Below are 20,688 nucleotides of genomic sequence, written 5' to 3' on the forward strand. Positions count from 1 at the left end.
CGGACATGAAGCATGGCGAAGTGTACACCATTCCTTCGGATTGGGACGTCGGCGTCTCCGTGCCGCTGATCGGCACCAACTACTGCCATTCCAACTACCGCAACGTCCGCAGCCGCGCCGACATCACGGTGCTCGCGTACGTGCTTCGCGGGGAGGGGACGATCCGCGTCGATTCCGTCGAGCATCGGCCGAAGGAAGGCGACGTGTTCCTGTTGCGCAAGGGGAGCTACCACGAAGTGACGGCGCTGCCCGACCAGGACGGGTACTGGACGTACCTGTGGTTCAATATCGCGGGCAACAGCGACGACCTGCTCGCCGCGTACCAATTGAAGGAAAAATCGCTCGTGCCGGACGCGCCGCTCGAAGGCTTGTTCCGCAAGGCGTTCCGCCTGGTCCGGCGGGGTCAGCGCGGCGGCATGGAGCAGGTTCAGGAAGGCGTCGTGCTCGTGCTGACGGAAATCCTGATCGCCCTCTCGCGGCTGTTGAAGAGCCGCAACCAGATGCTGTCCGACCAGGCGCAGGGGATCAAGCAGTATCTCGACCAGCTGGCCGAGCCGTTCGATTCGGAGCGCTTCAGCCGGCACATGGCGATGTCCTACAAGCAGCTGAACCGCGTGTTCAAGCGGGAAACGGGCTTCACCGTATACGGCTACCTGCTGTCGCGCCGGATCGGGCACGCCGAGATGCTGCTCCAGGACACGAGTCTGAGCGTCAGCGAAATCGCGTTTCGGCTCGGGTATGCCGACCCGCATTATTTCTCCAACTTGTTCAAGCAGAAGACGGGCATGACCCCGACGGGCTTCCGGCTGCAGGCCGGTCATCGCTGAGGGAGAGGCGGGGCGGGCATGAGGGTGGTGCGGTCGCCTACATGGCCGCGGCCGGGTGCGGTTTGGAGGCAAGAGGGTGGTGCGGTCGCCTACATGGCCGTCGCCGCTGGGTTTCTATTATATGGGCAATGCTGTAACCCCTACCGATATATGGTTTGACCCCTCGAATTTCTCTTGTATATCCATTGCGTTCATGCATAATGGAATCAACTTCAATCGGATCGGATGCCGTCGGGATCCGAAGTCCTCTTCACGCCACCCGCCGATCCGCCCGTTAACCGAACAGGGGGCTTTCTCCATGAGATGGCTGACCGCGCGCGTGCTGGACCCCATCCGCTCCAGGCTGTTTTACAAGATGCTCATCATCTATTCGCTCCTGACGCTCGTTCCGCTCCTCATCGTCAGCGCGACGTTCTACATCCGCTCCAGCCTCGTCATCGAGAAGAAAGCCGCCGAAGAAGCGCAGCGCGAGCTGTCCGGCGCCGCCGACAAGTTCGACGAAGTGCTGTACGCCGTGAAGAGCCAGATGACCCCGATCGGCGAAAACCTGCTCCTCCAGTCGCTGCTCCGCGCCGCGAGCCGCGGGCAGCGGGATGATGCTGGCTACGCTTCCGTCGACGAGCTGCTCCAATCCGAGCTGACCTCCGCCAAACTGAAGATCGGCGAGTTCGTCAGCGGCATCTACGTGCTGGACGCCGCCGGCCAGCTGTACAGCACCGATTCGCGAAAGCGCTTGCTTTATCCCGACGCCTATTGGAAAATGCCGTTCGAATTCGACCGCCTGCCCGAGTGGGCGTTCTTCAGCGACGACCGGCGCATCGCCTGCGTCGTCAAAATCTTCGCCGAAGGCGAACGGCCGTCGCCCGAATCCGAGACGGGGCGGCTCGTCGTGACGCTCGACACCGCCTTGCTGCGGCCGCTCTTCGCCGGCTTCGCGCCGGGGAAGTTCTTCATCGCGAACGCCGACAACCAGATCATGAGCGCCTCGGACCTCGGCCGGGTCGGGCACCTGCTCGACATCCGCGAGCCGGTCAAGGGCATCGTCATCCGCCAGAAATCCCGCTATTCCGAATTCCAATACGTCCTGATCGCCAGCCCCGGCACCGGCGGGCTCGTCAAGCAGCAGGCGCTGTTCATCGCCGGCATCACGCTGGCCGCCTGGCTCGCGATCACGATCGTGACTTACGTCATCCTCCGGCGAATCACGATTCCGATCCAGCGGCTGACGCGTCTCATGCGCGCGGCGGAGCGGGAGGAATACCAGCTCATCACCGGCATCGCGACGAAGGACGAAATCGCGATGCTCTGCAACGGCTTCAACAGCCTCGTCGCCCGGACGAGCCACCTCATCGAGACGAACTACAAGAACGAGCTCCTCCTCCGCGAAGCCGAGCTGAAGGCGATCCGCATGTACATCAACCCGCATTTCCTCTACAACACGATGGAATACATCAGCATCATGTCCCATTCGCCGGAGAAGGCGAAGCATATCCCGCAGATGATCCACCATTTGTCCGGCATTTTCCGCTTCTCGATCACGCCGGGCAACGCCTTCGTCGAGCTCGGCACGGAGATGGAATTCGTCCGCAAATATTTGGAGATCCACCGGTTCCGGTACGGCGACCGGCTGACCTACGCGATCGACCTACCCGACCTGTTCCGCAAAATCGCGATTCCGAAGCTGCTGCTGCAGCCGCTCGTGGAGAACGCGGTCGTGCACGGCATCGACCGGCTGCCGGAAGGCGGGACGATCGCGGTGACGGTCAAGGAGGAGCAGTACGAGCTCGTGATCGAGATCGCGAACAGCTCGCGGCCGGGGGAGGACGACGGGGCGTCGGGCAATCTCGCCCTGCGGCGCTCGAAGGGGCTTGGCTCCGGGCTCGAGAACGCGAACGCCCGGCTGCGGCTGCATTACGGCAATACCTACGGCGTCAGCCTGCTGCGCCACGCGGACGACACGGTGACGCGGGTCGTCATGCCGATTCAGATTTTGCAGGACAACGAGGGAGGCTGACCGCATGCGCATCATGATCATCGACGACGAACGCGACATCGTGGATTTCTTGGCTTCGCTGCCCGGCTGGGCGGACATCGGGTGCGAGGTGGCCTGGACGGCGGCGAACGGGCAGGAGGCGCTCGACCGGCTGCGGGCGAACGGCCCGCGCTCGCTGCCCGACGTCGTCGTCACGGACATCCGCATGCCGGTCCTGGACGGCATCGCGTTCGCGGAAGAGCTGCGCCGGCGGCATCCCGAGATTCCGGTGATTTTCTTGACGGCCTATCACGAATTCGACTATGCGCGGAAGGCGGTCAAGCTCGGCGTGGCGGATTTTCTGACCAAGCCGTTCCTGCCGGAGGAGCTGATCCGCACGGTCGCTTCGCTGCGCGCCCACGAGCCGCGGCTTGCGGTCTGGCAGGAGCATGACCGCTTCTTCGAGCGCATGGCGGACGAGCAGGACGGCGACGCGGACAAGCGCTTGTGGCTGGCGGAGCAGGGGCTGCGGGACGGCGGCTTCCAGCTGCTGTACGCGGAGCTGGACGCGCCGCGCGACGCGGACGGGGAGCATTTTCCGTTCGCGGCGGCGCATCTGCGGGGGCAGCTGGAACAGGCCGCCGAGGCGGCCGGGCTGCGGGGCCGGACGTCCTCGTCCGCCAGCGGCACGTACCTGTTCGTCCCGGCGGACGGCTCGGCCGGCGGGCGCGAGGCGCTGCTCGCGTTCGCGAAGGGCGTCGCCGAAGGCAACGGCACGGACCGCGGCCTGTCGCTGTCCGTCGGCATCAGCCGGGCGTTCCCGTCCTTCTGCCGCCTGCCCGAGGCGCTGCGCCAAGTGAAGCGGTGCATGGAGTACCGCATGCTGCTCGGCAAAAACTCCGTCATCGCCTACGACGCGATGGAATCGTTCCTGAACGAGAAAGAGAAGGAGACCGGCGCCGCGCTCGGCCTCATCGCGGACGCGCTGCGCGGCGGCGGCGCGGAGGCCGTGCGGGCGCTGCTGAAGGAATCGTACCGCAGCATGCTCGCCGTCGGCGCGAGCAAGAAGGACGTGCAGCACTACGCCCTCGGCTTCGTGGAGAAGGCGGAGGCGGCGCTCGCGGACGTCGGGCTAAAACCGTCGCACGGCGATTCCGTCCGCATCCGCGAGAAGCTGCTTCGGGCCGTGCTGCTTACGGACATCATGAAGGAGCTGGAGAAGCAGCTGCTGGCCTACCAGGAGATCATGCGCGCGGGGCTCGCGGATTCGCCGCTCAAGGTCATCTCCGACGTGCGCCAGCTGATCCGGGAGCAGTACATGGAGGAGCTGACGCTGCAAAGCGTGGCCCAGAAGCTGAACGTCAACTATTCCTACCTCAGCCGGCTCATCAAGAAGGAGACGGGCACCAATTTCACCGATTTGCTCTGGGATTTCCGGATCGAGGCGGCCAAGAACAAGCTGCTGCGCGAGGACCTGAAGACGTACGAGGTCGCGTACGCCGTGGGCTTCAAGGACACCGCGCACTTCAGCTTCATGTTCAAGAAGAAGGTCGGCGTCTCCCCGAGCGCGTACCGGGCGAGCGCGAGGGGCGGCTCGGCGCAGGCGGACGACTGACGGCAAACGCAGCACAGAAACTGTAAAATGCAGCTATCCTTTCGGTTCTAGCAACGCGCTACACTGGAGAGGCAAGGGATACCGGAGACGAAAAGAGGGTGTTGGTGCATGCAACGAAAAGGATGGTCGGCCTTGGCCGGCGCGCTGCTGCTGACGACGGTGCTGTCCGCGTGCGGCTCGAACAACGGCGGGGACAATGCGGGATCGGCGAATAACGGCGCGGCGGCGAACAACGGGGCGGCGGCGGACAACGGGGCGGCGGCGGACAACGGAGCAGCCGCGGACGGCGGCGGCGCGGCGGCGAACGATGGAGCGGCCGGCGGGGCGAAGAGCGACAAGGCGTTCACGATCCGCGTCGGCGCCTGGTTCCTCGACGAACGCCCGTACATGGTGCAGTTCAAGCAAGACGTCGAAGCGGCGTACGCCAAGCTGTATCCGAAGGCCAAAATCCAATGGGACGTCGTCCTCGGCGCCACGTACTTCGATAAATTGAAAGCGCAGTTCGCTTCCGGGTCCGCGCCGGACGTCGCGTTCTACCAAGGCGTCGACTTCGCGACGTCGGGCAACCTGGCGGATCTCTCCGGCGAGCCGTGGGTATCCCGCCTGAACGACGGGGCCCAGAAGGACGCGCAGACGCATGCAGGCGGCAAGACGTACGGCGTGCCGATGGGCCTGTCGATCGGCGGCGGCGTCTGGTACAACAAGCAGCTGTTCGCCGACCTCAGCCTGACGCCGCCGAAAACCGCGCAGGAGCTGTTCGACGCGGCGGACAAAATCAAAGCGTCCGGCAAGACGCCGATCACGCTCGGCTTCAAGGACCAATGGACGGCGCAGATGTTCTTCTCGAACTGGCTGAACTCGTACGGGCTCGACAATCCGACGCTCGGCAAGGACGTCTACGACGGCAAGACGAAGATCGCCGAGGATCCGACGATCCAGAAGGTCTACCACAACTTCGAGCAAATGAAAGCCAACGGCTATTTCAACAAAAACGCGATCAGCATCGACTGGCCGCAATCGGGTCAAATGTTCGCTTCCGGCGAAGCGGCCATGATCGTCCAAGGCCCGTGGATGCCGGGCGCGAACGCCGACAACATCGCGAAGGGCGGCTTCGACACGTTCGACATCGGCTTCTTCCCGCTCGCGAGCGACAGCGGCAAAGTGGCGATGACGCTCGGCAGCAACGAGGCGCTCGGCATCAACGCCAAGACCGAGCTCATGCAGGAATCCAAGGATCTCGTCAACCTGATCACGACGGCGGACATCATCAGTCCGTTCATGGCCGGCGACGGCGCGCTGACCTCCTTCACGGACGTCACGGTGACCTACAGCGATCCGGCGATGAACGAGGTCCAGGCGGCCGTCGACGCCAGCACGGTGCTGACGTCGCAGTTCGTCAGCTACCTGCCGGCCAGCTCGATCACGAACCTGCTCGACGAGCTGACGAAGGTCGTCTCCGGCGTCAAGTTCAACGCGGGCGACTTGAAGGCGGCGCAAACGAGCCTCGAAAAAGACAAAGCGACGGTCGTGCTGCCGGCGGAGTAACGCTTCGGCGTCCGCCTGCGACCCCGCCCCCCTCAACGGACCCGCACGAACGAACCGTTCAGCCGCGCTTTCCGCGGCTGAACGCGTTATATCCCGTCTACGAAGAGTAGGTGAATCGCGATGAGACTGGAACGCAAGCAATATTGGATCGCCTGCTTGTTTCTGCTGCCGGCGCTGGCGATTTTCGGCCTGTTCTTCTACTATCCGTTCCTGCAGAGCATCTATTATTCGTTCACGCAGTGGAACGGCCTGAAGGCGCCGGCGTTTATCGGCTTCGACAATTACAGGTACATTTTCTCGGACCAGCAGATGCTCGACGGCATGAAAAACACGCTCAAGATGGTCGTCTTCGGCCTCGTCGTGCAAAATCCGCTGGCGCTGCTGCTCGCCCTCTTGCTCAATCGCAAATTCCGGACGCGGGCGTTTCTGCGCACGTCCTTCTACTTGCCGATCATCGTCAGCCTCGTCGTCACGTCCATCATCTGGGGCGAGCTGCTGAAGTACGACGGCTTCCTGAACGGCCTGCTGAAGCCGATCATCGGCGAAGCCCATCTGCAGGACTGGCTCGGCACCGTGTACACGTCGTTTCCGACGATCATCCTCCTGACGCAATGGCAGGGCATCGGCTACTGCGCGCTGATCTACCTGGCCGGCCTGCAGTCGATTCCGCCCGACATCTACGAAGCGGCGGATATCGAAGGCGCGAAGGGCTTCGCGCTGTTCCGCCACGTCACGTTCCCGATGCTGATGCCGTCGGTTACCATCGTGCTGTTCCTGACGATCGTCGGCGCGCTGCGGCTGTTCGACCTGCCGTACCTGCTCACGAACGGCGGCCCGGGCACGTCCTCGTACACGCTGTTTCTGGCCGTCTACAACGCCGCGTTCAAGGCGCAGAACTACGGCTACGCGACCGCCGCCGGCATTCTGCTCGCGATCTTCATCATCATCGTCACCGTCGTCCAGCTCGCCATCACCCGCCGAAGGGAGGTCGAGCTCTGATGGGCCTGAACAAACGTCCGTCCGTCGCGCTGGAGGCGCTGATGATCCTGATCGCGCTGGCGTTCCTGTTCCCGATCTTCTTCCTCGTGGAGTCGAGCTTCAAGGCGCCGCGGTATTTCTTCCAGCCCTTCGCGCTGCCGCACGGCCTGTATCTGGACTACTATCGCAAGGCGCTGCAGGACATGGACTTCTTCCGCGGGCTGCTCAACACGGTGCTCGTGACGGTCGGCGCGCTCGGCCTCGCCATCCTCGTCGCCTCCATGGCGGGCTACGTCCTGTCCCGCCGGCAGGAGCGGCTGTTCCGCTACGCGTACCTGTTCTTCCTGAGCGGCATGGTCATCCCGACGGTCGGCTCGCTCATCCCGCTGTTTACCCTGGCGGTCAAAATCCATCTCATGAACACGCGTATTCTGCTCGTGCTCATCTACACGGCCGGCTTCATCCCGTTCGCGTCGTTCCTGTACGCGGCCTTCACGAAGGCGATCCCGCGCGAGCTCGAGGAGTCGGCCAGTCTCGACGGCTGCGGGCCGCTGCGGCTGTTCGCGCGGATCATTTTCCCGCTGCTGCTGCCGGCGACGGGCACGTTCATCGTGACCAACGTGTACGGCATCTGGAACGACTTCCTGACGCCGCTCATTTTCCTCAACCAGCCGGAGAAAATGACGCTCATGCCGCAGATCGTGCAGTTCATGTTCAACAAGCAGTCCGTTAACTACGGCCCCGTGTTCGCGGTCAGCGTGCTGGCGGTGCTGCCGCTCATCGTGCTCTTCGCGTTCACGCAGAAGTACATGCTGCGCGGGCTGACGGCGGGGGCGGTGAAAGGCTGAGGCTTGGCGAAGCCGCTGCGCCTGAGGCGGTCGCGCTTCGCGCTCCGAAACGCGGCGGTGCACCGCTCAGGCGGCCGCGCTTCGCGCTCTCGGGGCGGGGCCGCTGCGCTTCAGAGCCGTCAATGCCGACGAGCGCTCCCGTGGTGCTTCGCACCAAAGTCGCTCTCGTTCGGCATGCCTGCGCTTGCGCTTGGTCTTCGCCGAGCGGCGCCTGTGGCGCCTTGTAGCGCGCTTCGCGCTCTGGATCGCGGCGGCGCAGCGCTCGGATGGTCGCGCTTCGCGCTCTGGCCTGACGGGGACCGCGCCTGAAGTGGCCGCGCTTCGCGCTATAGGGGGCCGCTTGCTTCAGAGCCGTCAATGCCGACGAGCGCTCCCGTGGTGCTTCGCACCAAAGTCGCTCTCGTTCGGCATGCCTGCGCTTGCGCTGGGCCAAAGAGCGGTACCACGTACCGCACATGGCCGCAATCCAGCCGAACCGGCCCAAGAGCGGTACCACATACCGCACATGGCCGCCGGACCGGGCCGAACCGGCCAAAGAGCGGTACCACGTACCGCACATGGCCGCCAAACCGGCCGAAGCGGCCAAAGAGCGGTACCCCGTACCGCACATGGCCGCGAAACAGGCAGAACCGGCCTGGCCCATTTCACGAAATCAGGAGGCGAGCTGAGACGATGGCTGCATCGAATCATCCGTATGAGGTCGCGGTGTACTATTTTCCGCAATGGCATCCCGATGCCAAGAACGAGGCGCTGCGCGGCGAAGGCTGGACGGAGTGGCCGACGCTGCGGGCGGCGAAGCCGTTGTTCCCCGGGCACGAGCAGCCGAAGGTGCCGCTCTGGGGCGAGCTGGACGAGTCGGATCCCGCGGTGTCGGAAAAGCAGATCGCGGCGGCCGCCGATCACGGGGTGACGTCGTTCATTTACGACTGGTACTGGGATATGGGCGGGGGCGAAGGGCCGTTCCTGCACCGCGCGCTCGAGGACGGCTTCCTGCAGGCGGGCAACCGCGACCGGCTGCGCTTCGGCATCATGTGGGCGAATCATAACGAGGTGTCGCGCGAGCGGTTCGACGCGATGGCGGATTATTTGATCATCCGCTACTTCAACGAACCGAACTTTCTGAAGCTCGACGGCAAGCTCTATTTCTCCATCTACGAGTGCCATACGCTGATCAACGGACTCGGCGGCGTCGAGGCGGCGCGCGACGCGCTGGCTTCGTTCCGCGCCAAGACGCGCGAGGCGGGCTGCGGGGAGCTGCACCTGAACCTGGTGGAGTGGGGGTTGAACGAGCGGCACCGCGCGATCATCGGGCCGGACGCGAACGCGCTGATCCGCATGCTCGGCATCGACAGCGTTACGTCGTACGTCTGGATCCACCATGCGGAGCCGGAGGCGTTCCCCGATGCGCCGTACGCGGACTGCGCGGCGGCGGCCGCGGCGTTATGGCCCGCGTTCCGCGACGCGTACGAGGTGCCGTATTTTCCGAACGCGACGATGGGCTGGGACCCGGGTCCGCGCTGCGCGCAAGATCGGCCGCATGTCCGCGGCGATTACCCGTACACGCCGATTTTGACCGGCAATACGCCGGAGGCGTTCGCGCGCATGCTTCGCGAGATGAAGGATTACCTCGACCGCGCGTCCGGCCTCGATCCGAAGCTGTTCACGGTGTACGCCTGGAACGAGTGGACGGAGGGCGGGTATCTGGAGCCGGATACGGTGCACGGCCTGAAGTATTTGGAGGCGATCTGGGACGTGTTCGGCGCTTGAAGCCCTAGCCTCGGAAACGAAAAAGGACAGCTCGCGCTGTCCTTTTCGGCGTTCGCAGCCGCATCCCCGTCAAAACACGAATTCGTCCTTCAGCAGCCCATAGAGATGCTCGTCGTGCCGATGGCAGTTCGTGAATAAGGCGCTCCGCAGGGGGCCTTCGCGCCGGAAGCCGAGCTTCTCCTGCAGCTTCGCGGAGCTTTCGTTGAACGCATGCACGTGCGCGGCCGCCTTCTCGTAGCGCAGTTCGCGAAAATAATACCGCAGCAGCAGGCGCGCGGCTTCATGCGCGCAGCCCTTCCGCCATTGCGGGCGGAAGATGGCGATGCCGTACTGGAAGGTCCCGTTCCGCGGGTCGCAGCCGTGCGAATTCAAGCAGCCGCCGACGGCGTCGGACAGCCGCGCGCCTTCCGTATCCTGATCGTTCGCGTGAAACGCCGCTCTATCCTCCGGCACGATCGCCTGCAGCCGGACCTTTTCCCCTTCCCGGATGTTCATGGCTCTCTCCCTGCCTTTGCAGCAAAAGGATACCGCGGCCGCGGGCGATAAGCCTAGATCCCCAAGACCGTGCAGACCGCGGGCTCTTGGACGTTTTTTGTTGGCCGCAACCGTATCGCGGAAGGGCGCGTTTCCGCGATGGGAACGCGTCCTTTTCGGCGAGAACGGGTTATGCTAAAAGAAGCTAATTATTGGTCGCTTGACCTTAACCATGGTTTAGGTATTACGATACTCGCGGCAGGTCCGTTACGGGGACGCCCGAGCAGAGGAGGATAGGGGATGGAGAAGAACAAGCAATACGCCATCGCGGACATTTCGAGCTTGACGGGCCTCAGCATCGACGTCATCCGCTATTACGAGCGGATCGGCCTGCTGCCGCCGGCGAAGCGCAAAGACAACGGGCATCGTTTCTACTCGGAGTCGGATCTGCGCCGCTACATGTTCGTCACGCATCTGAAACGGACGCAAATGCCGCTCAAGGACATTGAACGGTACATCCGTTATTACAACGAAGGCCGCTACGAAGACTGCTACCTCGTGCTCGCCGAGCACAAGCAACATATCGAACGGCAAATGGAGGAGCTGCGCGAGTCGCTCGGCATGATGCAGTACAAGCTGGACAATTACGCGCAGCTGATTCATTTGACGTACCCCATCACGAATAAGGAGTGACGCATCCATGCCACCTACCGATAACTACGTGCCAACGCCCCAAGCGCCGATCCCGTCCGGCTTCGGCCCGCAAACGACCGCGGCCGAGGCGCTCGGCGGCCGCGACCTGACCGGCAAAACCGCCATCGTCACCGGCGGCTACTCCGGCCTCGGCCTCGAAACCGCCCGCGTGCTGGCGGAAGCCGGCGCGACGGTCGTCGTGCCCGCGCGGACGCCGGAGAAAGCCGCCGCGGCGGTGGCCGGCTTACAGCGCATCGAGCTGGAGACGCTCGACCTGGCGGATCCCGCGTCGATCGATGCGTTCGCGGCGCGGTTCCTCGCCTCGGGCCGGCCGCTCGACATCCTCGTGAACAGCGCCGGCATCATGGCGACGCCGCTTACGCGGGACGCCCGCGGGTACGAATCGCAGTTCGCCGTCAACCATCTGGGGCATTTTCAGCTGGCGGCGAGATTGTGGCCGGCGCTGAAGCAATCCGGCGACGCGCGCGTCGTGTCCGTATCATCGCGGGCGCTGCGCTTCGCGGGCGTAGACCTGGAGGATCCGAACTACGAGCACCGCGAATACGACAAGTGGATGGCGTACGGCCAATCGAAGTCCGCGAACGCGCTGTTCGCGGTCGAGCTGGACCGGATCGGCTTCGCGCACGGCGTACGGGCGTTCTCCGTGCACCCGGGCACGATCGTCACCGATCTGTCCCGGCATCTGTCCGACGACGAGATGCGGGGCATGGGCGCGCTCGACGAGCACGGCAACCGGGTGGCGAGCGACCCAAGCCGGTTCAAAACCGTGGCGCAGGGCGCCGCGACGAGCGTCTGGTGCGCCGCCAACCCGCAGCTCGAAGGCCGCGGCGGCGTCTACTGCGAGGATGCCGACATCGCCGTCGTCGCGGAGCCGGGTTCGGACGCGTTCGGCGCGGGCGTGGCGCAGTGGGCGATTGATCCCGAAGCGGCCCGCAAGCTGTGGACGCTGAGCGAGAAGCTGACGGGCGTGACGTTTCGGTAAGCTATAATCTGTCTTTATGATTAACGCGTAACGCGGTTATACAACAAAGAACACGCCGGGAAGCCGGCGTGTTCTTTGTGCATGTTTCGGATATGTCGATAGCACGGCATGCGGCAAGCGGGAAAACCTCGCGAAGCGTCCGCGATGGCTTACAGGTACGGTTCCACGATGCGGCGGATGCGGCTCAGGCCTTCCCACATGTCGCCCGGCCCGTCGTAGATGAGCGAGACGGCGCCGTCGTAGCCGCCCGTCTTCAGCAGCTCGAGGCAGCGGACGTATTCCTCCGTGTCCGGCAGGCCGTTCTCGTCGTAGTGCGCCTTCGCGTGGATCGAGACGGCATGCGGCAGAATCGCGGCGAGCTGCTCGTATTTGGTTTCGCCCTTGAAATTGCCGAAGTCGTCGATGACGTTCAGCCCGCCTTCGAACGCGCCGATGATGGCGAGGACGTTGTCGGACGTCGAGGCGAGCGGTTTGAAGTTCTCCGTGATGACGCGGACGTTCCGGCTTTGGCCGTAGGCGTGCAGCTCCTTGAGCGAGGCGATGGATCGGGCCAGCGCGGCCTTGTCGCCCGGCTCGCTTTCGCCGGCGACGACGCGGATGTTCTTCGCGCCGGCTTTCGCGGCGACGTCGATCCATTCGCGCGCGTACGCGACGTCCGCCTGCCGGCGAACCTCGTCGGCGCTGGAGACGTCGCCGTAGTCGAGCAGGATGGTATCGAGCGAGATGCCCGCGCGCTCGACCGCGGCGCGAAGCTCGGCCAGGTAGCCGTCATCCGTGGACGGGAAGTGGAAATGCCCGATTTCGACCGCGCCGAAGCCTTCCTTGGCCAGATGCGCCGGCAGGTCGACGAGCTTCATCAGCTCCGGCTGCGGGTTTTCGACGAACATATGCTTGCCGGCCTCCGCATCCCACTGCGTCCAGCGCAGCGGTCCGAGATTGCGGTGCAGGCTCCAGGTGCTCAGCGATAAATAACTCATTGTCGTTCACGCTCCCATGAATGGTGGATGGATGGTACGGAACATTCGGCAAGGCGAGACAAGGCCTATTGTAGCAAAAAACGGCAGCGGATTATAGACGCAGCAAGAGACCGGCTGCGCGTGGCGCCCGCGGTCTCTTCGATGTGGGTGATCCTGTGCAAGAACGCTTGCGCCGCGGTCGTCCGCCGCCGCCGGGTCCGCGGCTCAGTCCGCCGCGCCCGCCTTGGCGTCGGCGATCGCCTTGACCTCGCGCCACTGCGCGAGCTGCTGCTCGAGGCCGCGCACGAGCGCGTCCACGCCGGCGGCGAAGCCGGCGTGATCCGGGCCGGCGTCCGCCGCGGCGTAGGCGCCCAGCGCTTCCGCCGGCAGCGGCCGCGCGTCCCCGAGCGCGGAGAGCAGCCGACGCAGCTCGCCCGCGAGCGGCGCCGCGCCCGCCGGCGCCGCGGCGGCTTCGCCGAGCCCGGCCGCCGCGGCGGCCTCCGCGAGCGCCGCCATGCCGCCCGCGCTCGTGCCGGCCCCGGCCGCGGGCGCTTCCGCGGCCCGGCGCGCCTGCGCGGCCTCGGCCGCCGCCTGGCGCGCCTTCTCGGCCTTCGCCGCGGCGGCGCGTTCCGCCTGCTCCGCCTTCAGCTCGGCGGCGCGCTCGCGCTCCTTCTTGTTCTGCTGCACGGTCGACCACGTCTGCAGCAGCTCGTAGCCGGACTTGTACAAGAGCTTGTCCTTCGTGCCGCCGGAGATCTCCTTGTCCTTGAACAGCTTCGCGATTTTCTTCACGTCGCCGACCGGCAGCTCGTCTCTCGCCGCGAGGAGCGCGAGCGGGTCTCGGTGCTCGAGCGGCAGATCCTTGAGCGGGAGCACCTGGTCCTCGGTCAGCTTGTCCTTGCGGATCTGCGTGCCGGCGACGATCAGCTTGCGGACGGCGTTGCCGAACTTGAGCAGCTCGCATTTGTTCTTGATGTAGGCCTCCGGCTTGCCGAGCTTGCTCGCGAGAAACTTCAGGGAGCTGTTGAACTTCGAGTCGTTCATCAGCTTGTGGAACGCTTCGGCTTCCTCGATGGGCGAGAAGCCTTCGCGGGTCAGGTTCTCCGCGATCTGTTCCAAGTAAATGTCCATCTCGTCCGTCGCCGTCGAGACGATGCACGGAATCGTGGCTTTGTTCAGCATCTTGCACGCTTTGTACCGGCGGTTGCCGTAGATGATCTTGTACCGTCCGTCCGGCGTCGACCGCACCTTGATGGGGGAAAGCAGGCCGAGCTCTTCGATGCTCCGCATGAGCTCCTCCAGCGCTTCTTGGTCGAACTGGTAGCGCGGCTGGTCCGTATCCTCGTCGATCAATCCCATTTCGATTTCGATAATATCCATGGTTGCACTCCTATCCTTGCAGAAGGTCGTGAAATTCGGCGCAAATCAGTCCTCCGTATTATATAACACGTGCTTGCTTGTGAAAATGGCCCCGTAACCGCTTACGTCGCAATTGGGTTCTGCGGCGCGATGTGATACGATACTACTTGGCGGTTTACAGGTACCAAATATTTTCCAAATTCAGCTAGGACGGCGGTTGGGCTTGCGCTCCGCGGGCAGTTCGCTTTAACACGTCGACGCGTCGCCAGTCTGGGGAGAAGAGGTGCTCGGCTTGAGGCAGGACATCGAGGCTCGAACGGCAATCGGCAAGGCACGACCGGCAATCGGCGCGGCACGCAAGGCACAACCGGCAATCGGCACGGGGCGTCAGGCGTCCGGGCTTGTTTGCGCATCCTGCGGCCGACAGCGCGCGGGGCGGGAAACGACCGCGGACGGGCGCGGCCTTTCGGGCATCGTCCCGGCATCGGCCGGCGGACGAGCGGACGCTGCGCGAAGCCGGGCAACGGAAGCGGCGCATCGGGAACGCGCCCCGTTCGGCGGCGCGCGATCGGCCCGCAGCGCGAACGCACAACCGCATACCGTCGTCCGGAGTTCCGCCTGAGTCGCAGGCGGCAGGCCGGCGGCAAGCGTCCATCGCCTCCTGCAAGCTTATCCGTTTGCGGGAGGCTTTTTCGGCGCGCGATTCCGGCTTCGGGGAAGCCGGAGAAGTGAATTCGGACGAAAAGCACGCACGGCAAGGCCACGAATCGGTTATGGGGGAGGAACTGCACTATGGCAAAGAGGCGCGGACTATTGATTTCGTTTATTCGTTCCAAGTGGTACATCTACGCTTCCGGCGTGTCGTTCACGCTGGCGGCCAACCTGTTTCAGTCGTATTATCCCAAGGTGCTCGGCAAGTTCACCGACCAGCTGGAGCAGCAGGGGCTGACGCAAACGGCCGTCATGGACGCGAGCCTGACGCTGCTGGTCATCGGCCTCGCCTACGGGATTCTGGGCGGCATCGGGCAGTTCCATATCATGTACGTCGGACGGCTCTTCGAGCAATACGCCCGCAAGAAGCTGTTCAAGCATTTCACGAAGCTTGGCGAGCAATTCTATTCCAAGAACGGCGTCGGCAAGCTGCTCAGCTACGTCATGAACGACGTGACGACGGTGCGCGAATCGATCTCGATGGGCGTCAACCAGACGGCGAACGCCGCGATGCTGATCGTCGCGGCCATCGTCATGATGATCGTCAGCAACATCCCGCTCTATCTCATTCTCGTCAGCGTCTCGCCGCTGATCGCCATTCCGTGGATCGTGGTGAAGCTCGGGCCGGTCATCCGGGCGCGCTCGCACAAAGTGCAGGAATCGCTCGGCAAAATGACGGAGTCCGCGGAGGAGCAGTTCGGCGGCATCCGGGTCACGAAGAAATTCGCCGTCGAAGACATCATGAACGGCCGGTTCGGCCGGACGGTCGACGTGATCAAGGACAATCAGCTGAAGCTCGTGCGCGTCTCCTCCTTCTTCCAGGCGCTCATTCCGTTCCTCGGCGCGCTGTCGCTGATCATCACGCTCGCGTTCGGCGGCTACTTGACGCTGACGGGCCGGATCACGCTCGGCAACTTCGTCGCCCTGACGCTCTACGTGCGCATGATGGTCAACCCGCTGCAGGCGATCGGCAACGTCATCAACACGATCCAGCGCTCGCGGGCGTCGCTCGAACGGGTGAACGATCTGATGAACCGCGAACCGGAGATCGTCCAGCACGAAGCGGCGGTCGACGTGGACTGGGCCCACGCGCCGCTTACGGTCAACCATCTGACGTTCGCGTACCCCGGCGCGTCCAAGGAAGCGCTGAAGGACATCACGCTGACGGTGCCTCCGGGCAAGACGCTCGGCATCATCGGCAAGACGGGCAGCGGCAAGACGACGCTCGTCAAGCTGATGCTCCGCGTCTTCGACACGCCTTCCGGCACGATCAACATCGGCGGTACGCCGCTGAACGAGCTGACGCTCGAGAGCCTGCGCGGCGGCATCGGCTACGTGCCGCAGGACGGCTTCCTGTTCAGCACGACGATCCGCGACAACATCGCGTTCTTCCGCCGCAGCTCCGAGCTGTCGCTCGTGCAGAAGGCGGCGGAGCAGGCGAAGATCCACGACAGCATCATGACGTTCCCGGACGGCTTCGAGACGAAGCTCGGCGAACGGGGCGTCACGCTCTCGGGCGGCCAGCGCCAGCGGACCGCGCTCGCGCGCGGCATGCTCATGAACGCGCCGGTCCTGATCCTCGACGACAGCGTCAGCGCCGTCGACGCCGTGACGGAGACGGCCATCATCGAGACGATCCGCAAGGAGCGCCGGGGCAAGACGACGATTCTGATCGCCCACCGGATCAGCGCGCTCAAGCACGCCGACGAGATCATCGTCATGGACGAAGGGCGCATCGTGCAGCGGGGCACGCACGAGACGCTGCTCGCGCAGAAGGGCATCTACGCGATGCTGCACGCGATACAGGAGGAGGGGAACAGCGTTGGCTAAGACGAGGGAGAAAATCAAGGCGGACGGCGGCGCGGGCGATCCTTCGCTGCCGCAGCCGCCGAAGTCGAACAGCTCCGCGTACAAGGGTCTGTTCCAATACGCGAGGCCGCATCTGACGACGTTTCTGGCCGTATTCGGCTGCATTATCCTGGCGATCGCCGCGGATCTGCTGCAGCCGTATCTCGTGAAGATCGCGATCGACGACCATCTTACGAAAGGCGACGCGAACGCGAACATGCTGTTCCTGATCGCGGGCGTGTACCTGCTGCTCTCGGTCGGCGGCTTCCTGTTCACGTACCTGCAGAACAATCTGCTTCAGCATGCGGGACAAAGCATCGTCGCGGCCATCCGCAAAAATCTGTTCCGCCACATCACGCGGCAGTCGATGTCGTACTTCGACCGCGTGCCGAGCGGCAGTCTCATCACGCACGTCTCGAGCGACACGGAGACGATCAACCAGTTCTTCAGCCAGGTGCTGCTGAGCGTGCTCCGCGACGGCTTGACGCTGGTGTTCATCATCGTGCTCATGTTCCGGCTCGACGTGCACCTTACGCTGTACTGTCTGATTCTGCTGCCGATCATCGCCGTGATGGCGATTTCGTTCCGCACTTACATGCGCACGACGTACCAGATGGCGCGGACGAACCTGTCCCGGCTCGTCGCCTTCGTGGCGGAGAACCTCGCGGGGATGCACATCATCCAGGTGTTCCACCAGGAGAAGGAGCAGCAGCGGCAGTTCTCGGAGCGCAACCAGACGTACTTCCGCTCCAACCTGCGCGAGATCCGGACCAACGTGCTGTTCAACCGCTCCTTCGACATGCTCGGCAACCTGTCCGTGGCGTTCGTCACGTGGGTCGGCGGCAACGCGGTGCTCGGGGAGTCGATCCCGTTCGGCGTGCTGTTCGCGTTCATTACGTACATCCGGCAGTTTTTCCAGCCGATCAATACGATCACGCAGCAGTGGAACACGCTTCTGTCCGCCTCGGTGTCGATGAACCGGATCTGGTCGATCTTCGATACGGTGCCCGAGATTCAGGATCGGCCGGACGCGAAGCTCGACGTCGCCAACGTGAAGGGGCAAATCGACTTCAACGGCGTGAAATTCGGCTACACGGACGGCATCCCCGTCCTGCATCACCTCGACCTGCACGTGCGCCCGGGCGAAATGATCGGCATCGTCGGGACGACCGGCGCGGGGAAGAGCTCGCTGATCAGCCTTCTCTGCCGCTTCTACGACGTGAAGGCGGGCAGCGTGACCATCGACGGCGCGGACGTCCGCGACATGCCGCAGGAGACGCTGCACCGGCTGATCGGCCTCGTGCAGCAGGAGCCGTACCTGTACTCCGGCAGCATCGTCGACAACGTCCGGCTCTTCGACGACGCGATCTCGCGCGAGGAAGTCATCGAGGCGTGCCGGCTCGTCGGCGCGGACGCGCTCATCCGGGGCATGAAGGACGGCTACGACACGCTGCTGTCGGAACGGGGCAGCGGCCTGTCCGCCGGCGAGCGGCAGCTCATCTCGTTCGCCCGAATTATCGTGTTCAAGCCCCGCATCCTCATTCTCGACGAGGCGACGGCGAACCTGGATTCGCACTCGGAGCAGCTCATCCAGCGCGCGCTGGCGGTCGTCTCCGAAGGACGGACGACGCTCGTCATCGCGCACCGGCTGTCCACGATCATGAACGCGGACCGGATCATCGTCATGCGCCAAGGCGAGATCGTCGAGGAGGGCACGCACCGCGAGCTGCTCGCGGCGGGGGGCTATTACGACGAGCTGTACCGGCACTCGCAGGGCCGCTCCGAACGTCCGGGCCTCGGCGCCGCCAAGCCGCTCAAGCAAGCGTGACGGCGATGCCTCATTAGACAATCCTGATTCAACTGTGCGATAATGGAGGGAAGAATACCGTATCCTGGTATAGGTTAGGGGCAGTGAAATGGATTTTCTGTTGCTGATCTTGGAAATTTTGCTCGTCAACCTCGTGCTGAGCGGCGACAACGCCGTCGTCATCGCGCTCGCGAGCCGCAACCTGCCGCCGGACAACCGCAAGAAGGCGGTCTGGTGGGGCGCGCTGGCCGCGGTCGGACTGCGGATCGTGCTCACCGTGGTGGCCGTGTACCTGCTGAAGCTGCCGTTCATTCAAGTCGCGGGCGCGCTGCTGCTGTTCTGGGTGGCGGTATCGCTGCTGAAGGACGACGGGGAAAGCAAAGACATCGAAGGCGCGCAATCGCTGTGGAAGGCGGTGCGCACGATCGTCGTCGCCGACTTCATCATGAGCCTCGACAACGTGCTCGCGATCGCGTCCATCGCCAACAATCAGATCTGGATCATGGCGATCGGCGTCGCGCTCAGCATTCCCATCATCGTATGGGGCAGCCAGCTGATCATGGTGGTGCTGCATAAGTTTCCGATCTTCATCTATCTCGGCGCGGGCATCCTCGGCTACACCGCCGGCGAGATGCTGGAAGAGAACGAGACGCTGGCGTCGTTCATTCTCAAGGTGGCCGGCTGGGCGGACGACGTGTTCCCGTTCGTCTGCGGCCTGCTCGTCATCGCGATCGGCTACGTGCTGCAGCGCCGCGGGCGTTCGCGGCACGTGCAGGAAGCGTAGGCGCGGAGTCAAGCGGGCGAAAGGCGATTCGGCAAGCTCCCGGAAGGGGGCTTGGCGGGTCGCTTTTTTTGCGCGGCGGCAAACGTTACGGCGCAGAATGTCACGCTCCCTCTGACATGATTATTTTCCGCTATTATCCGGTCTATGGTAATCTACTAAACGGGACTAGGAAAAATAGCCTGCTAGAGGGAGAGCGAGCATGAAGATTTGGAAGGGATTTATTGCCGTCGCGGCCGCGCTTTCGCTGCTGACGGGCCAAGTAGGAGCCGCTACCGCGCAGCAAGCCGGACTGACCGGGGCGCAAAAGGACGCGATGGCGCAGACGTTGGCGGATGCCGACGAGAATCAGTTGCTGGGCGTAGATGAATCGGGATGGATTTATTACCAAGATTCAGATTGGATGACGCGCAAACGGTATTCGGACGGCACCCAAGATGAGCCCGCCGACGGGGAGAAGCTGTTGTATTTTACTCCTCCGGGCTCGTATTCGCTTCGCGACAATCGAAACATGGCCGTCGTGCACGTAAGGGACGATCAGCCGCTGTTGAAGCGGTTGTACGAGCATGATTTTCAGGATCGGTTTTTATTCAAATCGGGTTCGTCGGTCGTCTATTGGCACGGAACGGGCAAGGAGAGCGTTTCGTTCGGGGACGAGGAAATCGAGCCGTACACCCAAGAAAACGTGAATGTCGGCAACGTGGACGGCAGCGGAATCAAAACCTTGTTCGCGGACGCCGGACGGCTCGATTACTATACCATGTCCGTGCACGACGGATATTTGTATTACGTGCTTACGCATGAGGACGGCTACGGGGGCGATCTGTACCGGGTCGGGCTCGATGGCAAGGGGCGTAAGAAAATCGCCGGCGATTACGCCGATTCGGTAGCTTCGAACGCCGGCAACGTGCCCGGCGGACTTCGCTGCGAGGCGTTATTCGGCGACAAGAGCGGACCCGTGCTTGCGATTAACGGTACCGTTTTCTATCGTTCGACCGACCATGCGGTCTATCGGATCGGCGCGGACGGCAAAAAAACGAAGCTGGCCGGCAAGGGAACCGCGCATTATATCGTAGACGGCGGGTGGATGTACTACAATACGGAAGCCGTCGACGAGGAAGGCGGCTTATCCTATACCGGTCCGATCTATCGAGTCAAGCTTGGCGGCGGGAAACCCGTCAAACTGACGGGCATTCGCGCGAATTTCGTGACGGCCAAGGACGGCTGGATCTATTACGAATACGACGCTGTCGAAGGCACCGGCGTTCTGGAGCGCAAAAAGGCGGACGGGTCCGGGCTTAAGCAGCGGATCATGAGCTTGGAAGATCATTGGTTCGGCACGAAGCTTGTCGGAGACTGGTTCGTCTATTCGCTCGGAGACGACGATGACTACCGGGTGAAGCTGGACGGCAGCCGGAACGTTGCCTTAAAGCGGTATCCGCCCAAGTGCAGGCCGCAGGGCTGGCCGACGAACGACCCGGCCTGCGGCTAGATGGCAGGGAAG

At 63.6% G+C, this 20,688-nt stretch carries 16 protein-coding genes; 13 read left to right on the forward strand and 3 right to left on the reverse strand.

Translation table 11 applies throughout. The features are described from left to right. Positions 1-5: 5 nt before the first annotated feature. The 7 genes from BMZ79_RS21790 (at position 6) to BMZ79_RS21825 (ending at position 9,552) form a co-directional block, all read left to right on the forward strand. Positions 6-827 (forward strand): AraC family transcriptional regulator, encoded by an 822-nt coding sequence (locus BMZ79_RS21790; protein ID WP_177222262.1) that lies wholly within the window; start codon positions 6-8, stop codon positions 825-827. 298 nt (positions 828-1,125) lie between these two features. Next, positions 1,126-2,841: a cache domain-containing sensor histidine kinase gene (locus tag BMZ79_RS21795; protein WP_177222263.1), complete on the forward strand. Its 1,716-nt coding sequence runs from the start codon at positions 1,126-1,128 to the stop codon at positions 2,839-2,841. Positions 2,842-2,845: 4 nt separating this feature from the next. Continuing rightward, on the forward strand, positions 2,846-4,414 hold the full coding sequence (locus BMZ79_RS21800) for a response regulator transcription factor (protein ID WP_090643819.1): 1,569 nt from the start codon (positions 2,846-2,848) through the stop codon (positions 4,412-4,414). Between the two features lie 108 nt (positions 4,415-4,522). Further along, positions 4,523-5,959, forward strand: a complete 1,437-nt coding sequence (locus tag BMZ79_RS21810) for an ABC transporter substrate-binding protein (RefSeq protein WP_177222264.1) — start codon at positions 4,523-4,525, stop codon at positions 5,957-5,959. A 120-nt stretch (positions 5,960-6,079) separates the two neighbouring features. Then, positions 6,080-6,958: a carbohydrate ABC transporter permease gene (locus tag BMZ79_RS21815; protein WP_090643826.1), complete on the forward strand. Its 879-nt coding sequence runs from the start codon at positions 6,080-6,082 to the stop codon at positions 6,956-6,958. Then, positions 6,958-7,785 carry a carbohydrate ABC transporter permease gene (locus BMZ79_RS21820; RefSeq protein WP_090643829.1) on the forward strand — a complete coding sequence of 276 codons (828 nt, stop codon included), beginning with the start codon at positions 6,958-6,960 and terminating at the stop codon, positions 7,783-7,785. The genes BMZ79_RS21815 and BMZ79_RS21820 overlap by 1 nt, the downstream gene beginning before the upstream one ends. A gap of 672 nt (positions 7,786-8,457) precedes the next feature. After that, complete coding sequence (locus BMZ79_RS21825) at positions 8,458-9,552, forward strand: glycoside hydrolase family 99-like domain-containing protein (RefSeq protein WP_177222265.1); 1,095 nt, start codon at positions 8,458-8,460, stop codon at positions 9,550-9,552. Between the two features lie 69 nt (positions 9,553-9,621). Here BMZ79_RS21825 and BMZ79_RS21830 read toward each other — a convergent pair whose 3' ends face one another. Next, positions 9,622-10,047, reverse strand: coding sequence for a GNAT family N-acetyltransferase (locus tag BMZ79_RS21830; RefSeq protein WP_090643834.1), 426 nt, complete (start codon positions 10,045-10,047; stop codon positions 9,622-9,624). A 279-nt stretch (positions 10,048-10,326) separates the two neighbouring features. Here BMZ79_RS21830 and BMZ79_RS21835 point away from each other — a divergent pair, with 279 nt between their 5' ends. Further along, positions 10,327-10,719 carry a MerR family transcriptional regulator gene (locus BMZ79_RS21835; RefSeq protein WP_090643836.1) on the forward strand — a complete coding sequence of 131 codons (393 nt, stop codon included), beginning with the start codon at positions 10,327-10,329 and terminating at the stop codon, positions 10,717-10,719. A gap of 7 nt (positions 10,720-10,726) precedes the next feature. Beyond that, positions 10,727-11,722 carry an oxidoreductase gene (locus BMZ79_RS21840; RefSeq protein WP_218154752.1) on the forward strand — a complete coding sequence of 332 codons (996 nt, stop codon included), beginning with the start codon at positions 10,727-10,729 and terminating at the stop codon, positions 11,720-11,722. Positions 11,723-11,871: 149 nt separating this feature from the next. Here BMZ79_RS21840 and BMZ79_RS21845 read toward each other — a convergent pair whose 3' ends face one another. Both BMZ79_RS21845 and BMZ79_RS21850 read right to left on the reverse strand, forming a co-directional pair. Then, complete coding sequence (locus BMZ79_RS21845) at positions 11,872-12,699, reverse strand: sugar phosphate isomerase/epimerase family protein (RefSeq protein ID WP_090643841.1); 828 nt, start codon at positions 12,697-12,699, stop codon at positions 11,872-11,874. Positions 12,700-12,903: 204 nt separating this feature from the next. Continuing rightward, positions 12,904-14,058, reverse strand: a complete 1,155-nt coding sequence (locus BMZ79_RS21850) for a ParB/RepB/Spo0J family partition protein (protein ID WP_090643844.1) — start codon at positions 14,056-14,058, stop codon at positions 12,904-12,906. Positions 14,059-14,829: 771 nt separating this feature from the next. On the opposite strand from BMZ79_RS21850, the gene BMZ79_RS21855 reads away from it, so the two are divergent. From BMZ79_RS21855 to BMZ79_RS21870, 4 genes are all read left to right on the forward strand, one after another. Next, complete coding sequence (locus BMZ79_RS21855) at positions 14,830-16,578, forward strand: ABC transporter ATP-binding protein (RefSeq protein ID WP_090643846.1); 1,749 nt, start codon at positions 14,830-14,832, stop codon at positions 16,576-16,578. Then, positions 16,571-18,424 (forward strand): ABC transporter ATP-binding protein, encoded by a 1,854-nt coding sequence (locus BMZ79_RS21860; protein WP_371263770.1) that lies wholly within the window; start codon positions 16,571-16,573, stop codon positions 18,422-18,424. Before BMZ79_RS21855 ends, BMZ79_RS21860 begins: the two co-directional genes overlap by 8 nt. Positions 18,425-18,512: 88 nt before the next feature. Beyond that, complete coding sequence (locus BMZ79_RS21865; protein WP_090643849.1) at positions 18,513-19,187, forward strand: TerC family protein; 675 nt, start codon at positions 18,513-18,515, stop codon at positions 19,185-19,187. A gap of 199 nt (positions 19,188-19,386) precedes the next feature. Then, complete coding sequence (locus BMZ79_RS21870) at positions 19,387-20,676, forward strand: DUF5050 domain-containing protein (RefSeq protein WP_090643852.1); 1,290 nt, start codon at positions 19,387-19,389, stop codon at positions 20,674-20,676. Positions 20,677-20,688: the final 12 nt, after the last annotated feature.

This window comes from Paenibacillus sp. UNC496MF, assembly GCF_900113915.1.
Lineage (GTDB): Bacteria > Bacillota > Bacilli > Paenibacillales > Paenibacillaceae > Paenibacillus_Z > Paenibacillus_Z artemisiicola.

Coding starts and splice junctions, on each gene's coding strand:
- BMZ79_RS21845 (WP_090643841.1), bottom strand. CDS start 12,699: ATGAGTTATTTATCGCTGAGCACCTGGAGCCTGCACCGCAATCTCGGA.
- BMZ79_RS21800 (WP_090643819.1), top strand. CDS start 2,846: ATGCGCATCATGATCATCGACGACGAACGCGACATCGTGGATTTCTTG.
- BMZ79_RS21850 (WP_090643844.1), bottom strand. CDS start 14,058: ATGGATATTATCGAAATCGAAATGGGATTGATCGACGAGGATACGGAC.
- BMZ79_RS21870 (WP_090643852.1), top strand. CDS start 19,387: ATGAAGATTTGGAAGGGATTTATTGCCGTCGCGGCCGCGCTTTCGCTG.
- BMZ79_RS21820 (WP_090643829.1), top strand. CDS start 6,958: ATGGGCCTGAACAAACGTCCGTCCGTCGCGCTGGAGGCGCTGATGATC.
- BMZ79_RS21835 (WP_090643836.1), top strand. CDS start 10,327: ATGGAGAAGAACAAGCAATACGCCATCGCGGACATTTCGAGCTTGACG.
- BMZ79_RS21825 (WP_177222265.1), top strand. CDS start 8,458: ATGGCTGCATCGAATCATCCGTATGAGGTCGCGGTGTACTATTTTCCG.
- BMZ79_RS21815 (WP_090643826.1), top strand. CDS start 6,080: ATGAGACTGGAACGCAAGCAATATTGGATCGCCTGCTTGTTTCTGCTG.
- BMZ79_RS21830 (WP_090643834.1), bottom strand. CDS start 10,047: ATGAACATCCGGGAAGGGGAAAAGGTCCGGCTGCAGGCGATCGTGCCG.
- BMZ79_RS21840 (WP_218154752.1), top strand. CDS start 10,727: ATGCCACCTACCGATAACTACGTGCCAACGCCCCAAGCGCCGATCCCG.
- BMZ79_RS21795 (WP_177222263.1), top strand. CDS start 1,126: ATGAGATGGCTGACCGCGCGCGTGCTGGACCCCATCCGCTCCAGGCTG.
- BMZ79_RS21790 (WP_177222262.1), top strand. CDS start 6: ATGAAGCATGGCGAAGTGTACACCATTCCTTCGGATTGGGACGTCGGC.
- BMZ79_RS21810 (WP_177222264.1), top strand. CDS start 4,523: ATGCAACGAAAAGGATGGTCGGCCTTGGCCGGCGCGCTGCTGCTGACG.
- BMZ79_RS21865 (WP_090643849.1), top strand. CDS start 18,513: ATGGATTTTCTGTTGCTGATCTTGGAAATTTTGCTCGTCAACCTCGTG.
- BMZ79_RS21855 (WP_090643846.1), top strand. CDS start 14,830: ATGGCAAAGAGGCGCGGACTATTGATTTCGTTTATTCGTTCCAAGTGG.